This window comes from Catellatospora tritici (genome assembly GCF_019083965.1).
GTDB lineage: Bacteria > Actinomycetota > Actinomycetes > Mycobacteriales > Micromonosporaceae > Catellatospora > Catellatospora tritici.
Map to the genome: position 1 here is coordinate 166,798 of NZ_JAHRCY010000001.1, position 18,839 is coordinate 185,636.

The 18,839-nt window shown below is 74.0% G+C and carries 13 protein-coding genes; 4 read left to right on the top strand and 9 right to left on the bottom strand.

Annotation, left to right across the window (positions count from 1 at the left end; genetic code table 11):
• Positions 1–14: 14 nt before the first annotated feature.
• Entirely contained in the window at positions 15–1,283 is a 1,269-nt protein-coding gene (ftsY, locus tag KUA19_RS00765; RefSeq protein ID WP_217393799.1) for a signal recognition particle-docking protein FtsY, read from the bottom strand.
• A 92-nt stretch (positions 1,284–1,375) separates the two neighbouring features.
• Between ftsY and KUA19_RS00770 the strand changes: the two genes are divergently transcribed.
• Entirely contained in the window at positions 1,376–2,992 is a 1,617-nt protein-coding gene (locus KUA19_RS00770) for an alkaline phosphatase D family protein (protein WP_217394639.1), read from the top strand.
• 20 nt (positions 2,993–3,012) lie between these two features.
• Here KUA19_RS00770 and KUA19_RS00775 read toward each other — a convergent pair whose 3' ends face one another.
• The 7 genes from KUA19_RS00775 to KUA19_RS00805 all read right to left on the bottom strand — a co-directional run bounded on the left by KUA19_RS00775 (position 3,013) and on the right by KUA19_RS00805 (position 15,771).
• Entirely contained in the window at positions 3,013–3,906 is an 894-nt protein-coding gene (locus KUA19_RS00775) for an ABC transporter ATP-binding protein (RefSeq protein ID WP_217394640.1), read from the bottom strand.
• A gap of 2 nt (positions 3,907–3,908) precedes the next feature.
• The gene (locus KUA19_RS00780; RefSeq protein ID WP_217393801.1) at positions 3,909–6,881 is read right to left on the bottom strand and encodes an FtsX-like permease family protein; all 2,973 of its coding nucleotides are present in this window, start codon (positions 6,879–6,881) and stop codon (positions 3,909–3,911) included.
• Entirely contained in the window at positions 6,878–10,015 is a 3,138-nt protein-coding gene (locus tag KUA19_RS00785; RefSeq protein ID WP_217393803.1) for an ABC transporter permease family protein, read from the bottom strand. The genes KUA19_RS00780 and KUA19_RS00785 overlap by 4 nt, the downstream gene beginning before the upstream one ends.
• Positions 10,016–10,106: 91 nt before the next feature.
• Positions 10,107–10,763 (bottom strand): ABC transporter ATP-binding protein, encoded by a 657-nt coding sequence (locus KUA19_RS00790; RefSeq protein ID WP_217393805.1) that lies wholly within the window; start codon positions 10,761–10,763, stop codon positions 10,107–10,109.
• A gap of 338 nt (positions 10,764–11,101) precedes the next feature.
• Entirely contained in the window at positions 11,102–11,701 is a 600-nt protein-coding gene (locus KUA19_RS00795) for an HAD-IA family hydrolase (protein ID WP_217393808.1), read from the bottom strand.
• Entirely contained in the window at positions 11,698–15,237 is a 3,540-nt protein-coding gene (smc, locus tag KUA19_RS00800) for a chromosome segregation protein SMC (protein ID WP_217393810.1), read from the bottom strand. The genes KUA19_RS00795 and smc overlap by 4 nt, the downstream gene beginning before the upstream one ends.
• A gap of 339 nt (positions 15,238–15,576) precedes the next feature.
• Entirely contained in the window at positions 15,577–15,771 is a 195-nt protein-coding gene (locus KUA19_RS00805; RefSeq protein WP_155372087.1) for a hypothetical protein, read from the bottom strand.
• Between the two features lie 238 nt (positions 15,772–16,009).
• Between KUA19_RS00805 and KUA19_RS44390 the strand changes: the two genes are divergently transcribed.
• The 3 genes from KUA19_RS44390 to KUA19_RS00820 all read left to right on the top strand — a co-directional run bounded on the left by KUA19_RS44390 (position 16,010) and on the right by KUA19_RS00820 (position 18,014).
• Positions 16,010–16,681, top strand: coding sequence for a CAP domain-containing protein (locus KUA19_RS44390; protein WP_308167257.1), 672 nt, complete (start codon positions 16,010–16,012; stop codon positions 16,679–16,681).
• Positions 16,682–16,788: 107 nt separating this feature from the next.
• Positions 16,789–17,412 (top strand): spherulation-specific family 4 protein, encoded by a 624-nt coding sequence (locus tag KUA19_RS00815; RefSeq protein ID WP_217393812.1) that lies wholly within the window; start codon positions 16,789–16,791, stop codon positions 17,410–17,412.
• Positions 17,409–18,014, top strand: a complete 606-nt coding sequence (locus KUA19_RS00820) for an endo alpha-1,4 polygalactosaminidase (protein ID WP_217393815.1) — start codon at positions 17,409–17,411, stop codon at positions 18,012–18,014. Before KUA19_RS00815 ends, KUA19_RS00820 begins: the two co-directional genes overlap by 4 nt.
• Here the strand turns inward: KUA19_RS00820 and mutM are convergent.
• The gene (mutM, locus tag KUA19_RS00825) at positions 17,947–18,804 is read right to left on the bottom strand and encodes a bifunctional DNA-formamidopyrimidine glycosylase/DNA-(apurinic or apyrimidinic site) lyase (RefSeq protein ID WP_217393818.1); all 858 of its coding nucleotides are present in this window, start codon (positions 18,802–18,804) and stop codon (positions 17,947–17,949) included. The two genes, KUA19_RS00820 and mutM, sit on opposite strands and share 68 nt — an antisense overlap.
• Positions 18,805–18,839 lie beyond the last annotated feature (35 nt).

The following is an 18,839-nucleotide window of genomic DNA, read 5'->3' on the forward strand; positions in this document are numbered from 1 at the left end:
TCGTCAGCCGTTCGTCACTCGTCGCCCAGCAGCGCGGTCACGAACGCGGCAGGATCGAAGGGGGCAAGGTCGTCCGGGCCCTCGCCGAGACCGACGAGCTTGACGGGGATTCCCAGCGCCCGCTGCACCGCGATCACGATACCGCCCTTCGCCGTCCCGTCCAGTTTCGTGAGCACGACGCCGGTGACGTCGGCGACCTCGGTGAAGACCCGAGCCTGGCTCAACCCATTCTGGCCCGCGGTCGCGTCGAGCACCAGCAACGTCTCCGATACCGGACCGTGCTTCTCCACCACGCGCTTGATCTTGCCGAGCTCGTCCATCAGGCCGACCTTGTTCTGCAGGCGGCCCGCGGTGTCGATGAGCACGGTGTCGACCCCGGCCTCGATGCCCTTCTTGACCGCGTCGAACGCGACCGCGGCCGGGTCGCCGCCCTCCGGACCGCGCACGACCTGCGCCCCGACCCGACCGGCCCAGGTGGCGAGCTGGTCGGCGGCGGCGGCGCGGAAGGTGTCGGCGGCGCCCAGCACCACGGTGTGGCCGTCGGCGACCAGCACCCGGGCGATCTTGCCGCAGCTGGTGGTCTTGCCCGCGCCGTTGACGCCGACCACGAGCACCACCGACGGCTTGCCGTCGACGATGCCGGTGTGCACGGAGCGGTCCATCTTCGGCTCCAGCGCCGAGGTCAGCTCCTCGGTCAGCAGCGCGCGCAGCTCCTTGGTGGTGCGGGTGCCCAGCACCTTGGTCCGCTCGCGCAGCTTGGTCACGATCTCACCGGTCGCCGCCACGCCGACGTCGGCGCTGATCAGGCTCTCCTCGATCTCGTCCCAGGCGTCGTCGTCGAGGTGGTCGCGCGACAGCAGGCCCAGCAGGCCCTTGCCGAAGACGTTCTGCGAGCGGGCCAGCCGGGCACGCAGCCGCACCAGGCGGCCCGCGGTCGGCTCGGGCTGCTCGATCTCCGGCTCGGCCGGGGCGGGCGCCGTGACCGGCGGCGCGGCCTGCGTCGGCACCTCGGCGGGCGCGGGCGGCGCCGGGCGCTCGGGCGCGGTGGGCTGCTCCGGCGCGGGGGCGGGCCGCTCGATCACCTTCTGGTCGGCGGGCGCCTCGAGCACGCTCGGCGGGATCTTCGGGCCCTGCTCCACCTGCGGCGGCTCGGTCGGCGCCGGGGGCGCGGGCGGCAGGGTGGTGCCCTTGCCGGGACGGCGCACCAGGTACAGCGCCAGGCCGCCGAGCAGCAGCACAGCGAGTACCACGAGTACGACGACGAGCACGTCTTGCGAAGCCATTCCGGCATCCTCTCAAACTCATCGTCACGGGGCGTACACCGGAGCCCGCCGCGCCGTCGTCGCTGGCCTCCGCCGCGCCGATCCCCGACGATATCGGCGTGGCAAACCTCCTTCTCGGTCCGCTGCTGCGCCGTGTCGACGGCGATCAGGCGGTCATCTGGGTACAGACCGACCGCCCCGCCCAGGTCACGGTAACCGCGGGCGACGTGTCCGTGACCTCGGACACGTTCACCGCGTTCGACGTGCACCTCGGCGTGGTCGTGCTGGCGGGCCTGCCGGTGGGCGCCACGCCGTACGCGGTGGCCGTGGACGGGCGGGCGGTGTGGCCGCTGCCGGAGCAGCCGCCCTCGGTGGTGACCGTCCGTGACCCGTCGACCGGGGACGCCGAGATCGTCTTCGGCTCCTGCCGCGAGGCGACCGGCCGCAGCCACAGCGAGCGGGGCCACGATCCCGATGCGCTCGAAGCCCTGGCGGCGCGGCTGCTGGGGCGGGCGCGGGTCGAGGGCGCCGGGGCGGGGCTGCCGGATCTGCTGGCGCTGATCGGCGACCAGATCTACGCCGACGAGCTGTCCGCGCCGACCGTGGCGTGGCTGGCCGGGCGGCAGCGCCACCCGCAGGCGCCGCCCCGGCAGGTCGTCGGCTTCGCCGAGTACGTGCACCTCTACCACGAGTCATGGGGCGACCCGGAGGTGCGCTGGCTGCTGTCGACCGTACCCACGGTGATGATCTTCGACGATCACGAGATCATCGACGACTGGAACTCCTCCGCCGGGTGGCTGGCCGAGGCACGGCGGCAGCCGTGGTGGCATGAGCGGATCACGGCCGGGCTGGCGTCGTACTGGCTGTTCCAGCACCTGGGCAACCTGGCCCCGGCACAGTTGGACCTCGACCCGGTGTGGCGGCGCATCCGGGCGGGCGAGGACGCCACGGTGGTGCTCACGGAGTTCGCGGGACGGGTGGCGACCCCGGCGGGCGAGGACCCCTACGCCTGGGGCTACTCGGTCGAGGTCGGACGTACCCGGCTGATCATGATGGATTGCCGGGGCAACCGGGTGCTCGACCGGTCGCACCGGCGGATGTGGCCGCAGCAGCAGTGGGACGCCCTCGCCGCCCAGGCCGCCGCCGACCGCGACCACCTGGTGCTGGCCTGTTCGCTGCCGTGGCTGCTGGCGCCTGCGATCCACCACGGCGAGGCCGTGATCGAGGTGCTGGCGGCGCGGCACGACGGCGCGGAGAAGCTCCGCCAGAAGTACGACCTGGAGCACTGGGCCGCCGTCGGGCACTCGTTCGACGAGCTGACGGCGCTGATCGCGGGCGTACGCGGACCCGCCACGGTCAGCGTGCTCGGCGGCGACGTGCACCACTCGTACGTCGCCCGCGCCGAGATCCCCGGCGCCACCGCCGCCGTCCACCAGATCGTCTGCTCGCCGCTGCACCAGAGCGTGCGCGGCATCATGCGTACGCTGCTGCGCCTGGGCTGGTGGCCGATCCTGTCCGGCCCCGCCTGGCTGGTCGCCCGGCTCTTCGGCGTGCCGCGTCCGCGCGTGCGCTGGCGGACCGGCCAGCCGCCGTTCTTCGGCACCGCCGTGGCGACGCTGACCCACCGGGGCCGCGCCGCCGACGTGCTGATCGAAGGGGCCGGAGCCGACGGCGCCCTGACACCGGTGCTGCGCCGACGACTCACCGGCGGGCCGCGCGACGGCCGGTGACCGTCGCGCGGCGTCTTCCGTCAGGCGGTGGGGACCTCGACCGCCACCGAGTGGTCATCGCTGAGCAGCGTGACCTTGCCGTTGGCGTGCTCCACCGACAGCAGCGTGCCGGGCGGCAGGATGTCGAGCACGTCCGGCGGCAGCTGCACCGTGCCGTCGCCCGCGATCACCGCGAACTCGCGCCCGTCGCGGCCCTCCGAGCCGACCCGGCCGTCGCGGATGGTCACCGCGCGGCCCAGCCGCTCGCCGACCTCCGGGTCGTGCGTGACCGCGACGATGGTCGTACCGCGTTCGGTGTTGATCGTCTCCAGCGCCGACAGCACCTCGTCGCGGGCGTCCCGGTCGAGCTGGCTGGTCGGCTCGTCGACCAGCAGCAGGCCGGGCGAGGACGCCATGCCGACCGCGATCGCCGCCCGCTGCGCCGCACCGGGCTGCAGATCCTCCACCTTGCGGTGGCCCTGACCGGTTAGCCCGAGCAGGGCCAGGATCCGCTCCGGCGGCTCCAGGTCGCCGGGGCGGACCTTCGCGGCGCGCCGCTGGGCCAACCACACGTTGCTCAGCACCGTCGCGTACGGCAGCAGGTTGCGCCGGGCGCCCTGCAGCACGACGCCCAGGTCGGTGCCGCGCAGTCGGGCCAGCTCCGCCTCGCTGATCCGCCCGATGTCGACCAGGCCGATCTGCACCCGGCCCGCGCTCGGCCGCATCAGGCCCGCCAGCAGCGAGATCAGCGTCGACTTGCCCGAGCCGGACGGCCCGACCAGCGCGACCCGCTCGCCGGGCGCGATGTCGAGGTCGACACCGGCCAGCGCGACCACGTCCCCGCCGTCGGAGCGGTAGATGTGAACCACGCGGCGGCAGACCACGGCCAGGCCGGTCAGGCTCTGGTGCTTGGGTGCGCTCTGGTTCTTCTTCATGGTCACGCCACCTTCCTGTCCGCGCCCGCCGCCACCTTCGTGGCCACGACGCAGGTCGTCAACAGCACGAGCAGGGCCACCGCCACCGGTACGAGCACCGGCACCGGATCCGGCAACGACGCGGCGGGTATGGTCGCCGCCCCGTCACTGAAGATCGGCACGACCCGGCTCGCCAGCAGCCACGAACCGGCCGCCGCGATCAGCCCGACCAGGCTGCCCGCCGCCACCAGCGCCCAGCGGCCGCCCAGCGACGCGCCGCGCACCACCCCGGCGGGCAGGCCCTGCCCGCGCAGCACGGCCAGCCCGTTGTCGGTGCGCCCACGCTCCAGCACCGCGGTGACCAGCAGGCCGCCCGCAGCGAAGACGATGCCGGTGAACGCCGCCGCGGCCAGGAACCACAGCGCCAGCGCCGGGGCCTGCTGACCGTAGAGGCGGCGCTGGTCGGCGGCGGTCTTCTCGCCGACGATCATCAGCCCGTTCGCGCCGAGTTTCTCGATCACCGAGGCGGGGGTGTCGGCGGCCAGCCACACCTCCGGATCGGTGGCGTCGGAGTCCTGCCCCAGGCGCATGTCCACGTACTCCAGGTCGACCAGCACCCCGTGCACGCCGTAGCGCGGCACCTGGTTCAGCGTGCCCGTCCGGGTCACCGGCACCCGCACCGTTCCCGCGTAGGCCGACAGCTCGTCGGGCAGGGTTCCCGAGGCGACGACCGGCAGCGGGGTGGGCGCGGAGTCGGAGTACACCCGGATGTCGGGGGTCAGCACCGAGTTCAGCTCGAGCCGCATGCCCCGGTCCGACAGGGTCATCTCCGGCACCGGCCGGGCGGCCGTCTCGGCGGGCAGCCGCCACTGGTGCCCGGCCAGCTGCTCGCCGGTGAACAGCGGCTTGCCGTCACCGTCGGCGATGCCGCCCACGGTCACGTCGACCCGGTAGCGCCCCCGCGTGAACAGGTCCACCTGCACCTGCTTGAGCAGGCACGGCGCGTCCGCGCAGTACGGCGTCTCGATCCGGTATGTGCCCGTGCCCGGCCGCAGCTTGTCCACCCGGGCCAGCGCCAGGCTGCCCTTGGTGCTGGTCAGGCGCAGCGTCACCGCGGCCTGCCCGCCCTCGGTCAGATCGTCCAGCGTCACCGTCACCTGCAGCGCCGATGCCTGCAGCAGCAGCGGCTGCACCGGCCGCGGGCGCAGCAGCTTCCCGGCGTCGGCACCGGACATGGCCCCGTACGAGGCGGGCCACAGCGCCGCCACGCCCAGCCGCGAGCTGTCCACCGCCAGCACCTTCGTGTCCTCGGCGATGTTGACCCGGGCGGCGGCCATCGCGTAGCGGCCCTCCGGATCGGCCGTACGCACCGCGTGCAGCAGCGCGGGCACCGGCAGCGGCGTCACCGACAGCACCCGGGCCGCGCCGCCCTCGACGCGGGCCCGGTCCTGCCAGGCCCGGTCGGCCACGTCGCGGGCGGTCAGCGCGAACCCGAGCAGGCCGAACACGACGGTCAGCAGCATCACGATCCAGTGCGTGCCCGAGCCGCGCGCCAGGCTCAAGGCGGCCAGACCGGTCCGCAGCCTGCCCTTGCGCAGGGCGCGGCGGCCGTAGCGCTCGGCGGGCACGCCGACCGCCCGCGCCGCCAGCAGGCCCAGCCCCAGCGACACGCACAGCGGGGCCAGCAGCCCCACCCCGCCCGAACCGGCGCCACCGGCGGCGACCTGGTATCCGGCCACCAGCGCCAGCGCGCCCACGGCCACCTCGACGCCGCCGACCAGCCCGCCGCGACGGCGCACCCGGGCCCGGCGCAGCAGCCCGAGCACCGGCGTGGTCAGCGCGCGCACCTGCGCCAGCAGGCCCGCCGCGAGCGCACCGAGCACCGCGACGGCCGCGTACGCCATCGAGGCCCAGTCCGGCTCCACCGGCGGCGAGCCGGGCAGCACGAACCTGGCCAGCAGCGCCGTCACCGCGTAGCCGAGCAGGTAGCCGGGGATCAGCGCGAGCAGCACCGGTGCGGCCGTCTCGGCGCTGGCCAGCAGCCAACGGGTGCGGCCGGGCACGCCGCGCAGCGCGGTCAGCCCCAGCTCGCCCCGGCGCTGCTCGACCCCGCCGGCGACGGTGATGAACAGGACCAGCCAGCACAGCAGCACCAGCGGCACGACCGCGAGCAGCAGGCTGGCCGCGAGCTGCTTCTCCCCGGCGTCGACGCGGGCGATCAGATCGGGCAGGTTGCTGTCGGTGCCGTACCCGGCGGCCACCAGCTGCGCGTCGGCGTCCGCCAGGTCGTCGCGCAGCGTGTCCAGGTCCCGGAACGCGTCGGCGGAGACCAGCAGGTCGACGGTCTGCACCGGGGCCGGGGAGACCGCGTTGACGGTGCGCTCGTTGGTGAACGCCGCGGTGGCGTCCAGGCCCAGCAGCGCCGGACGAGCCACCCAGAACGGGTCGTTCACGGCCGGGCGGGCGTACAGGCCGACCACGGTCAACGGCTCCGGCCCCGGCTTCTCCTGGCGGCCTCCCAGCACCCCGGGCTGGGTGAACGTGAAGTCGTCACCGACGGCCGCCCCGATCCGGGTGGCGACGTCGTCGCGCAGCACGACTTCGCGCTCGCCCGCGACGCACCGCCCCTTGACGACCACCAGGTGTTCGCAGGCACCCGCGCGCCAGACCAGGAACATCGGCGCGTTCCCGGTGGCGGTCACGCCGGTGCCCTCGGCCATCGAGCCACCGATGGTGGTGAAGCCCGACACGTACGGCAGCGACTGCGTGTCGTCGGGCCTGGACCCGCGCTCGCGCGGATCACCCGCCGCCAGCCCGACCAGCGCCTGCTCGGAGATCCCGGCGGCGCGCACCTCGACCCCGCGCAGCGACACGGTGGCCGCCGCCTGGTAGATCGGGCCCGCCGCCGCGGCGGCCGCGGCCATCGCGGTCAGCACCAGCGTGATGGCGGCCAGTCCTCGGCGCGCCTTCATCATCGACCACAGCAGCGCCGTCATCGCCGCACCCCCGCCGCGTTCTCGTCGCTACCTTGCCCGCTGCTTGCGCGTCCCGGCGGCCCGTCGGCACGATGGCCCGCCGACGAGCGCCCGTCAGCGATGGCGCCGGTCAGGGACCGTCCGGCCAGCAGCGCCGCCAGCAGGAGTACCGCCGTCGCCGCGATCACCGCGGGCGCGACGACGCTCAGGTCCGGATCGGGTATCGGCAGCGCGTCGGCCGCCGAGGTGAGCACGGTTCGGGCGGGCGCGCTCAGCGTCCACGACGCCCACGCCGTCAGCACGCCCACCGGCGCGGCAATGGCGATCATGGCGAGGTTGCCCAACCGGGCCGCGCGGGCGGCCGCCGACCCGGGCAGGCCCTGCACCCGCAGCGCGGCCAGTTCCGCGGCCCGGCCGCGCCGGTCGGTGGCGGCGAGCACCAGCATGGCCAGGCCGACCAGCAGCACACTCAGCACGGCGGCGGCCAGGTGCAGCCGCAGCGCCAGGCCCGCGCCCTGTTCCTGGTAGCGGACCACTCGGGCGGCCACGGTCTCGTCGCCGACCGGCACCAGCCCGGCCGCGCGCAGCCGGTCGACGGCATCGGCCGGGGCCCGGTCGTTGAGCCAGACCTGCAGCGTCACCGTGTTGTCGCGGGTGTCGGCGAGCCGGTCGGCCAGTTCCAGGTCGAACAGCACGCCGTCGGCGGCCGCACCCGGCAGCACCGTTGACACCAGCCGCACGTCGGCCGGGCGCGACAGCGCCTGCAGCGGCGTGAGCTTGGCCAGTTCCCGGGTGTGCGCCAGCCGCCGGGGACCGGCCGCCACCACCGGCAGCGGCACGGGGCCGTCGGCGACCGCCAGCCGGATGTCGGTGCTGATGTGGCGCGGGTCCGCGGGCACGTAGGACAGCGAGATGTAGTCCTTGGCCCCCGGCCGCACCGCCTCCTTGCCCTCCAGCGCGGCGGCGGCGCGCGACTGCGCCCCGTTGAACAGCGTCACCTCGGACTCGGCGCCGAACTGCGGGCGCCAGCGGGAGGCAGCGCTGATCGCGGCCGCCGACAGCAGCGGGCGGTCCGGTCCGAACTGGTCCAGGCCGGTCAGCTGCAGCTCGTCCGGGGAACGCGGGAAGCTCAGCCAGGCCAGGCGGCAGCCGGGCGCCTGCGCGCACTGCGGCACCGCCATCCGGTACGCGCCGGGGCCGACCTCCTTGGCCACGTCGACCGCGCCGGTCACCGGCTCGCCCCTCGGCCCGATCAGCACGGCGGTGACGTGCATCTCGGCGCCCAGATCCTGCACCACGTACACGGACAGGCCGAGCTCGCCGCCGGTGACCGTGACCGGGTCGGCGGTCTTCGGCCGCAGCGTCGCCGCGACCTGCTCGGCGGTGAGCCCAGCCTGCTTCGGCCACTGGGCCACGGCCGCCAGCCGGGAACTGTCCACGCCGAGCAGCAGGTCACCGCCCTCGGGCTGGCGCGTCACCGCCATCGCCCAGGCCCCCTCGGGGTCGGCGGTGCGTACGGCCGACAGCAGCGCGGGCCGGGAGGCGGCGTACACGGTGAGCACCCGGGCGGCGCCCAACTCCAGCCCGGCCCGCTCCTGAGCGGCGGCACCGGCCACGTTCCAGGCGCTGAACGTCTGGCCGACCAGGGCGACCGCGACGACGGTGAGCGCCACCAGCCGGTCGGCGCCGGGGCGACGCGCCACCTGTAGCGCGGCCAGCCCGGCGGCCAGACGGCCCCGATGCAGCCGGGCCGCGCCGTACGCGGTGGCGGCCGGGCGGATCAGCCGAGCCGTGAGCAGCCCTGCGACCAGCGCCAGCAGCAGCGGCACCAGCAGTGCCAGCCCGCCGGAGTCATTGGACGAGGCGTAGCTCTGCCCGACCGCCGCCAGCGCGATCACGATCACCGCGGGCTCGACCAGCCCGAAGCGCCGTCCTCGGCGGGCGGGGACCTGGCGCAGCGCGTCGAGCAGTGAACCGCCGTGCGCGCGCCGCTCGGCGACCGCGGCACTGGCCATGACCAGCAGCAGCGTGCCCACCGCGGTCAGCAGCGCGGTGCGGTCCAGCGGCACCGGCGCCTGCCCGGCGAAGGTTGCCCAGGTCAGCAGGCGTACCAGCAGCCAGCCCAGCACCACGCCGAACGGGGCGGCCAGCACCAGCACCAGGGCTGTCGGCCCGAGCGCGAGCAGGGTCCGGTGCCGGGCGGGCGCCCCGCGCAGCAGCCCCAGCGCCAGCTCGGTACGCCGTCCGGCCGCCGTGTAGGCCACCGCCATCAGCAGCACGAACCAGCACACGACCAGCAGCTGCACCGCACCCAGCGGCGCGGCCAGACCCAGCAGGTCCCGGGTGGCCTGAATGCGCTTGAGCAGCTGCGGCAGCCCGTTGGCGACCTTGATGCCGGGCATGCCCAGCTCCGCCTTGAGCGAGGCGGCGACGTCGGCGGCATTGTCGGCAGTCAGCGCGGCCTCGCCCGCGTACAGGTCGAGCATGGCCACGACGGTGTCGGCGCCCAGCGAGTCGACGGTCGACTCGTCGACGAAGATCGGGTTGGTGGCGCGCAGCGGCTGCGGCGTCAGGTCGGTCCGCCCGGCCCAGTACGGGTCGCCGTCTCGCAGCGCGGCGGCCGGGTCGTACACCCCGGCGACCTTCAGCGTGACCGGCTGCTCGGCTCGGTCGGCGCGGAACACGAAGTCGTCACCGACGCGCACCCCGAGCGCCTTGGCGGTCGGGTCACTCAGGACCGCGCCACCCGACCCGGCCGGGCAGGCGCCCGACAGCAGCGGCAGGTGCGCGCAGACGCCGTCGCGCGCCGAGACCGGCGCCGAGACCTGGGCCTGCGTGCCGTAGCCCGCCCTGCCTGACAGGAGCACCCCGGCGGCCTGGGTCAGCGTGTTCTCGCCGGTCATCGCCAGCGCCTGCCCGCGCAGGTCGTTCAGGGAGGACTCGTGGCCGTCGACGGCGGACACCTCGGCGGTGAAGGTGATCGCGCGTTCGGCCGGGGTGGCGGTGCGCAGTTCGGCCGCGACGACGGCCCGGTCGGCGGCGGTGGCGTAGAGCGGTGCGGCGGTTCCGGCCGCGACCGACAGGACCGCGAGCACGGCCAGGGTCACGGCCTGGGCGCGCCGGCTGCGTAGCACGCCGAGCACCAAGCGGAGCATGAACAACCTCTTCGGATGATCAGATCGCCGGTGACGCGCGAGCGGAGCGCTCTCAGGGGCGGTCAGGGGGTGGATCAGGGGCTTACCGGGGTCAGCCCCGGACCAGCTCGGCGGTGCCGTCGAGCAGGTGCAGTTCGGCGTCGCACGCGGCGGCGGCCTCGAGGTCGTGGGTGGCCAGCACGACGGTGGCGCCCCGGTCGGCCTCGGCGCGCAGCAGGTCCAGCACGCGGCTGCGGTTGGCGGCGTCGAGCTCGCTGGTGACCTCGTCGGCCAGCAGCACCCGGCCGGACAGGGCCAGCCCGCGCGCGATCGCCGTACGCTGCTGCTGACCGCCGGACAGCTCCTCGACCAGCTGCCCCGCCTGGGCGGACAGGCCGACCAGCTCCAGGGACTCGGCGGTGGCGCGGCGGGCGTGCTCCGGGGTGAACCCGTTGGCCACCAGGACCACCTGCACGTTCTCGCCCGCGGTGAGGATGGTGGCCAGCCCGTTGTCCTGCGGGATCAGCACCACCTTGCGGCCGACCGCGTCGTCGCGGTCGCGCAGCGCGCTGCCGTCGACCTCGACCGTGCCGGCGACCGGACGCAGCACGCCGGCCATGGCCCGTAGCAGCGTCGTCTTACCCGCCCCGGACGGCCCGGTCACCGCCAGCATCCGTCCCGGCTGGGCCGTCACGGTCACCTCGCGCAGCACGGGCGCGCCCGCCGCGTACTCCACGGTCACACGGTCAACCACCAGAGCAGACGACATCGCCGCTCTCCTCTCGCCTTGCCGAACCCAGCGCCACGGAAGTGATCTCCCGTTTCCGCAGTAGTCACGCGCAATCTAGCGAGCAGGTTGTCAGAACACGAAATCTGTTTCACCAGGCGGGCACAACAAGAACAGCTCAACGCAAGCTGTGTGCACGTGTTGCACCCCCGTTGCACACATATGCGGTAGAGCGCTCTCTGAACCCCAAGATCGTCCGAGTTGCCCGGCAATCGGGCGTATCTTGAACCACCTTTCGCCCAGTTGCCCGGCAACTTGCGCGATCTTGGCGGCCGGACCCGGCCGAGCCGGCGGGGCGCGGTGGGCCGGGGCGGCGGGGGTCAGATGGAGAGGGCGGCGCGGAGGTACGGCAGGTCGGCGGGGCCGGTCCAGCGCATCGCCGACAGCCCGGCGACCCGGGCGCCGCGGATGTGGCGGTCGGTGTCGTCGACCAGCAGGCAGCGGTCCGGCGAGGTCTGCACCGCCTGGCACGCCGCGGCGAAGAACTCCTTGGTCGGCTTGTGCGTCCGCAGCTCCGCCGACGAGATCACCGCGTCGAACTCGGCGTCCAGCCCGAACCGCGACAGATCGTCACGCAGGTCGTCGGTGGCGTTGGTGACCAGGGCGACCTTGCGCCCGGCCGCCCGCGCGGCGCGCACGAACTCCAGCACCGGCTCGTCGATGCGTCCCCGGTAGGCGTCCCACTCGGCGAGCGCCTGCGCCGAGGCGCCGGTGTCGGCGGCGATCTCGTCCAGCCACTGCTGCCGGGTCCAGTAGCCGGTGATCGCGGGCAGCAGCCGTCCCCAGGTCAGCCCCGAGTCGAGCAGCACCGACGGCGCGATGCCGTGGCGCTGTTCGAAGCCGGGGTACGCGTCGGGGTCGTACTGCCGCAGCACGCCGTCGAAGTCGATCAGCAGGGCCTCGGCCGGTCGCCGCCTCACTCGCCCTCACCCTTCAGCCGCTGGCTGATCACCTCGGTCACCCCGTTGCGCATGGTCACGCCGTACAGGGCGTCGGCGACCTCCATGGTGCGCTTCTGGTGCGTGATGATGATCAGCTGGCTGCGCGAGCGCAGCTCCTGGAACAGCGTGATCAGTCGGCCGAGGTTGACGTCGTCCAGGGCCGCCTCGACCTCGTCCATGATGTAGAAGGGACTGGGGCGGGCGCGGAAGATCGCGCAGAGCATCGCCACGGCGGTCAGCGAGCGCTCGCCACCGGACAGCAGCGACAGCCGCTTGATCTTCTTGCCCGGCGGGCGCGCCTCGACCTCGACCCCGGTGGTCAGCATGTTGTCCGGGTCGGTCAGCACCAGCCGACCGTCGCCGCCCGGGAACAGGATCGGGAACACGACCTCGAACTCGCGCGCGGTGTCGGCGAACGCGGTGGCGAAGACCTCCAGGATGCGGTCGTCCACGTCCTTGACCACGGTCAGCAGGTCGCGGCGGGTCGCCTTGAGGTCTTCGAGCTGGTCGGAGAGGAACTTGTACCGCTCCTCCAACGCCGCGAACTCCTCCAGCGCCAGCGGGTTGACCTTGCCGAGCAGGTTCAGGTCACGCTCGGCCTTGGCGGCGCGCTTCTCCTGGATGGCCCGGTCGTACGGCTCCGGCTCGGCCAGATCCGAGGAGCCCAGCACGATCACGGGCACCGGCACGCCGGGGCCGTACTCGCCGAGCAGGGTCTCCACGTCCAGCGAGAACTCCTCGGCGGCGCGGGTCTCCAGCTGCTCGATGCGCATGCGCTGCTCGGCGCGGGCGACCTCGTCGCGGTGCACCTCGGTGGTGAGCCGGTTCAGGTCGTCGCCCAGCCGCTTGGCCTGGCCACGCACCTGCGCCAGCTCGGCCTCCCGGGCGGTGCGCGCGGTGGCGATCTCGTCGCGCCGTGCCGCGGCCTCCTCCAGCACCACCGACAGGCGGGTCAGCAGCTCCCGGGTGCCCGACTCGACCGCCTTGGCGATCGCGGCACCCCGCTCCCGGGCCGCGCGTCGGGCGGCCGCGCGCTCGCGGGCGGCCCGCTCGGCACCGGCCTGGCGCAGCAGCGAGTCGGCCCGACCGGCGATCTGCGACACCCGCTCCTCGGCGGTACGCACCGCGAGTCGTACCTCGACCTCGTTCTGCCGGGACTGCGGCACCATGGCCGCGAGCTGGTCTCGTTCGGTGGTGGACGGGTCCTCGTCGACCGGCAGCGACTCGGCGGCGGCCAGCCGCTCCTCCAGCTCGGCCAGGCGGGCCAGGTCCTCCTCGCGGGCGGCGGTGGCCTTGTCCCGCGAGGCGGCCAGGCGCTGCGCCTCGGCCTGCGCCGACCGGGCGGCCGCGCTGACCTCGGCGAGCTTGCGGGCGGCGGCGTTGCGCTCGCCCTCGGCGGCGCGCTTGGCGGCGGCGGCCTCGTCCATGGCGGCCTTGCGCTCGGACACGACTTCGCGCGCCTGCGCGATCTGCTCGCGCAGGACGGCGACGCTCTCCTCGGCCGCGTTCTTCTTGGCCCGCGCCTCGTCGACGGCCGCCTGCACCTCGATGTAGCTGGGCGCCTTGGCCGAACCGCCCGCGCCCGCGAACACCCCGACGACGTCGCCCTCGGCGGTCACCGCGCGCAGCGACGGCTGGGCGGCGACCAGGGCGGACGCCGACGACAGGTCGGAGACGAGCACGATGTCGCGCAGCGCGTGCGCGACGGCGGGGCGGATCGAGTCGGCGCAGCGCACCACGTCGATCGCCCAGCGGGCGCCCGGCGGCAGCGCCACGTCGGTGCGAGGCTGCGGGCGCGAGGTCGCGATGAGCAGCGCGGCCCGACCCGCGTCCTGGATCTTGAGCAGCCGCATCGCCTCGGTGGCCTCGTCGACCCCGGCGACGGCCACGGCGTCGGCGAGCGTGCCCAGCGCGGCGGCCAGCGCCGCCTCGCAGCCGGGCTCGACGCTCAACAGCGACGCGACGCTGCCCAGCAGGCCGGGCACCTCGGCGGCGCGGGCCAGCAGCGCACCGGCGCCGTCCTTGCGGTTGAGGCCCAGCGCCAGCGCCTCCTCGCGCGCCTTCCAGCCGGTGGCGTCCTTCTCGGCAGCGCGCTCGGCCTCGTTGAGGCGCCGAACGGCGGCGGTGGCGTCCTCGTGCGCGGCGACCGCGGCGGCGTGCCGGGTGTCGAGGTCGGCGTTGTCCCGGTCGGCATCGGAGGTCAGCTCGGCGACCGCGTCGACCTGCTCCTGCGCCGCCTCGGCCCGCATCGCGGCATCGCCGTACGCGGTGGACAGGCGCTCGATCTCCTCAGCGGAGGAGGCGGTGCGCGCCCGTGCGGCGTTGACCTGGCCGGTCAGCTTGGCCATGCCCTCGCGCCGGTCGGCGATCGCCTTCACGGCCGCGACCAGGGCCCGCTCGGCGCCGGCGAGCTGGCGCTCCAGCTCCTGGCGGCGCTCGACCGCCTCGGCCAGGCGCACCTGGTCCTCGGCCAGGGCCTCGCGCAGCGTCTCCTCCTGCTCGCGCACCGCCTCGGCCTCGGCCTCCAGCTGCTCCGGGTCCCGGCCCGGCCGCTCGGCCTCGACCGGGGCGGACAGGTGGCGGTGGCGCTCGGAGGCGAGCTGGGCGGTGGAGCGGAACCGCTCCTGCAGCGCAGACAGCTGGTACCAGACGTCCTGGGCCTTGGTCAGCGCCGGCGCGTCGACGGCGTGCGCGGCCTCCAACTCGGTCAGCCGCTCCTGCACCTGCTCGTGCTCGGCCTCGACCATTTCGCGCCGGGTACGCAGGGCCGCCTCGTCGGCGATCTCCTTGTCGAGGGTCGTCCGCAGGGTGAACAGGTCGTCGGCGAGCAGCCGCAGGCGGGCGTCGCGCAGGTCGGCTTGGATCGTGGCGGCGCGCCGGGCCACCTCGGCCTGCCGCCCGAGCGGCTTGAGCTGGCGGCGCAGCTCGTCGGTGAGGTCGGTGACGCGGTTGAGGTTGGCCTGCATCGCGTCCAGCTTCCGCAGCGCCTTCTCCTTGCGCTTGCGGTGCTTGAGGACGCCCGCGGCCTCCTCGATGAACGCGCGGCGGTCCTCGGGCTTGGCGTGCAGCACCGCGTCGAGCTGGCCCTGGCCGACGATGACGTGCATCTCGCGGCCGATGCCGGAGTCGCTGAGCAGCTCCTGGATGTCGAGCAGGCGGCAGGCGTCGCCGTTGATCTCGTACTCGCTCTCGCCGGAGCGGAACATCCGGCGGGTGATCGACACTTCCGTGTAGTCGATGGGCAGCGCGCCGTCGGTGTTGTCGATGGTCAGGGTGACCTCGGCCCGGCCCAGGGGCTGGCGGCCGGACGTACCGGCGAAGATCACGTCTTCCATCTTGCCGCCGCGCAAGGCCTTGGCGCCCTGCTCGCCCAGCACCCAGGCGATCGCGTCGACCACGTTGGACTTGCCCGAGCCGTTGGGACCCACCACGCAGGTGATCCCCGGTTCGAGCTTCAACGTCGTCGCGGAGGCGAAGGATTTGAAGCCCTTCACCGTCAGGCTCTTGAGGTGCACGACACTCCGGAATCGATCATCTTGGCGCCCCGTACGGGGCGTGGGTGGCACATGCTACCGGTCAAAGCGCAGGGTACCCGGTCGGCCGAGAGGCCCTTCCGACACGCCGGGCCGTCGAGCCCGCGGTCGTATGCCCGGCTGTCACGCTACCGAACCATCGGGGGATGCCAAGTTTCGGCGAGGTCGATAGCGGGAACGCTGGGTCGGCAAGATTCGGGGAACGCTGGATGGCAAAAGGAAGCGCGCCGCCACAAGAGGGTGGAGGCGCGCAAAAGGTCTGGTGCCGCGGCAGCTCGCTCGGTAGAGCAGCTGTCCGGTCCCGCTGACGCGGGGAAGGAATCAGGTCAGAGCCGGTTCGGCAATGCGGAAGAACTCGTCGGCCTCCGCGGCAGCCGCCGCCAGTCGATCATTCTCCGCCCGAAGCCGGGTTACCTCGAACTCCAGTGCCCGCACCGTGGCACGCAAGCGGGTGACCTCGTCAAGCATGCGCCGGTCAGGCGCTGCCGTGACGTGGCCATAGAGGGCCTTCGCCATATCGTCTCCTTGTGAAGCGCTGCCGGTTCGCCGGCCAAACGCGCGCCCAGTTATATTCGCGACTCCCGGCCCGGCTATCCGGAATGTAACTCCAGATAAAGCTGACGAGCGCGGTCGGGCGCGACTGGCGACACCTCCATAGTCCGCCGATACCCCCGTGACGTCAAGTTGCCGTGCGCCACACCCCGCCGTTGGTGTCGCAAGGCGACAAAACCACCCGAACTGCTAGCGTCGATTCGTGGCAATCCGCGGTCGGCACCGTACGCCCCTGCGGCTCGCACCGGCCATCGCGGCCTGCGCCGCCGTACTCTCCGTGGCCGCGAGCGCGGCGCTGATCGCCGCGGGCGCCACCGTCGGGCTACAGCGTGGCACTCCCCCGGTGATCAACCAGGACAGCTCGGGCACCACCGCCCCACGAGCCACGGACCAGCCCGAACCCGCGGCCCTGCGCACCGCCGGGCCGAAGGCGACCGCCACCGCCGAGCCCCGCCGCGCCCGAACCATCACCCCCGCCACCGACCTGATCACCTGGTTGGAGGACCAGGTGACGGTGCTGGTCAACCGCGAACGCAGCCGGGGCGGGTGCCCCCGGGTGCACACCGACGAGCGATTGCGCACCGCCGCCCGACGGCACAGCGACGAGATGGCCGAATACGCTTACTTCAGCCACACCAGCCGCGACGGCAGCGATTTCGTCGACCGACTCGCCGCCGCGGGGTACCCGCGCGCCGACGCCGCCGGCGAGAACATCGCCTACGGCTACCCCAACCCGCAGTCCGTGGTCGAAGCCTGGATGGGCAGCTCAGGCCACCGCGACAACATCCTCAACTGCGACGTACAGGCGTCCGCCACCGGCCTGGCCTACCAGGGCCGCACCCCGTACTGGACGCAGGACTTCGGCTACCGCTGAGCCAAGGCCGAGACAAGCCCACGGTCGTTCGTTCGGGGAGTTCGGTCGGCATGCCGACATACCCGGGCGGGCAGTCGCGGGCGGCGCGCATCGATCGTTGTACGGGCGTGACCCCCCTGCTGCCGCTCCCCGCACACCCGCACCTGCACCCGGAGATGTGGGCGACGATCGAGGCCGCCGGTGTCGGCGCCACCGTCCTGCTCAACATCGACGCCGGCCCGGGTTCCGGGCTCGATCCGACCTGGACCGCCGCGACCACCCGCCTGGTACGCGCCGGAGCCAGCCTGCTCGGCTACGTCGACCTCGCCTACGGCGCCCGGCCCACCGAGCACGTCCGCGCCGAACTCGGCCGCTGGGCCGGGTACCCCGTCCGGGGAGTCTTCTTCGACCAGGCGCCGACCAGCCCGTACTCGATCGGGCCGGTCGCGGTGGCGGTGCGCGCCGCCCGGCGGATCGGCTTCGACACGCTGCTGGTCAACCCGGGCCGCCCCACCGACTCGCTCTACCGCGGGCTCGGCACGGTGCTGTGCACCTTCGAGGGCTCCTGGGAGCAGTACCGCGTCGGCACCGAGGACGGCGTGCGCTCCGGCGACGCCCACCTGGTGCACTCGGTGCCGCTGGACCAGATCGAGACCTGCCACGAACTGATGCGTGCCCGCGGCGCCCGGTTCGGGCTGGCCACCAACGAGGCGTCCGTGCACGGTGCGCCGGTGCTGCCGGTCGCGGTGTGAGGGTCCCGGCCACCGCGGCGGTCGTCCTGGCCTGCCTGGCCTGCGCCGCCCCGCCCCGAGCCGCCGACTGGTACGACCCCCCGCCGCCACCACCGGTCGACCCGGACCGGCTGCACTGGCTGTGGTCGCTGGACCGGCCCGAACCAGATCCCGACGCCGCCGACGTGTTCGTGCTCGACGGCTTCACCACCGACGCCGCCACGGTGCAGGACCTGCACCGGCGGCGGCGCCACGTGGTCTGCTACCTGGAGATCGGCGCGGTCGGCGGCCAGCCCGACGCGGGACGCTTCCCCAGCGCGCTCACCGCCACCGATCAGGGGGTGCGCTGGGACGCCCCGGCGCGGGCGCTGCGCGACACGGTCGCGCCGATCCTGGCCGACCGGCTGCGGGTGTGCCGGGACAAGGGCTTCGACGCCGCCGCGCTGGACCGGCTGGCCGGGGCGCCCGAGGACGTGCTGGTGCGGGTGCTCGACGCGGCACGCGAGCTGCGCCTGCCGGTCGGGCTGGTGGACCGCGCCGACGCGCGGGCAGACCTCAGGCTGCCGCCCTCACACGGGGGCGGGGCTGGCACTTCGGGCACGAGTACGAAGAACGGTTCATGAACTGCTCGCGGCGGATCGCCGTACCGCAGCGCCCGCAGGGCTCGCCCTCGCGGCCGTAGGCGTTGAGCGAGCGGTCGAAGTAGCCCGACTCCCCGTTGACGTTGACATACAGCGCGTCGAACGTGGTGCCACCGACCTTGATCGCCTCGCCGAGCACCTCGCGCACGTGCTGGAGCAGCTTCGTCGCGGCGGGGGCCGACAGCTCGTCGCAGGGCCGCTCGCCGTGCAGCTTCGCCCGCCACAGCGCCTCGTCGGCGTAGATGTTGCCCACCCCGGAGATGAGCGACTGGTCCAGCAGCGCCCGCTTCACGCCGGTGCGGCGTCGGCGCAGCGCGTTGAGGAAGTCGGCCGGTTTGAACTCCGGATCCATCGGGTCCCGGGCGATGTGCGCGATCTCGGCGGGCAGCTGCGCGCCGCCCGGCGAGACGGCCAGACCGCCGAAGGTGCGCTGGTCGACGAAGCGCAGCTGCGGGCCGCCGTCGGTGAAGTCGAACCGGATGTGCAGGTGCTTCTCCTCGGGCGCGGTGGCGGGCTGCACCAGCATCTGGCCAGACATGCCCAGGTGGCCGACGATCGCGTCCCCGCTGTCCAGCGGCAGCCACAGGTACTTGCCGCGACGGCAGGCCGCGGTGACGGTCCGGCCGGTCAGCACGGCGACGAAGTCGGCGGCCCCGGCGGCGTGGCGGCGGATCGCACGGGCGTGGCGGACCTCGACGGTGTCGATGGTCCGGCCGACCACCCACTGCGCCAGCCCGCTGCGCACGGTCTCGACCTCAGGCAACTCCGGCATGCTCCACCCTCTCCTCGCCCGACCCGACCATTCTG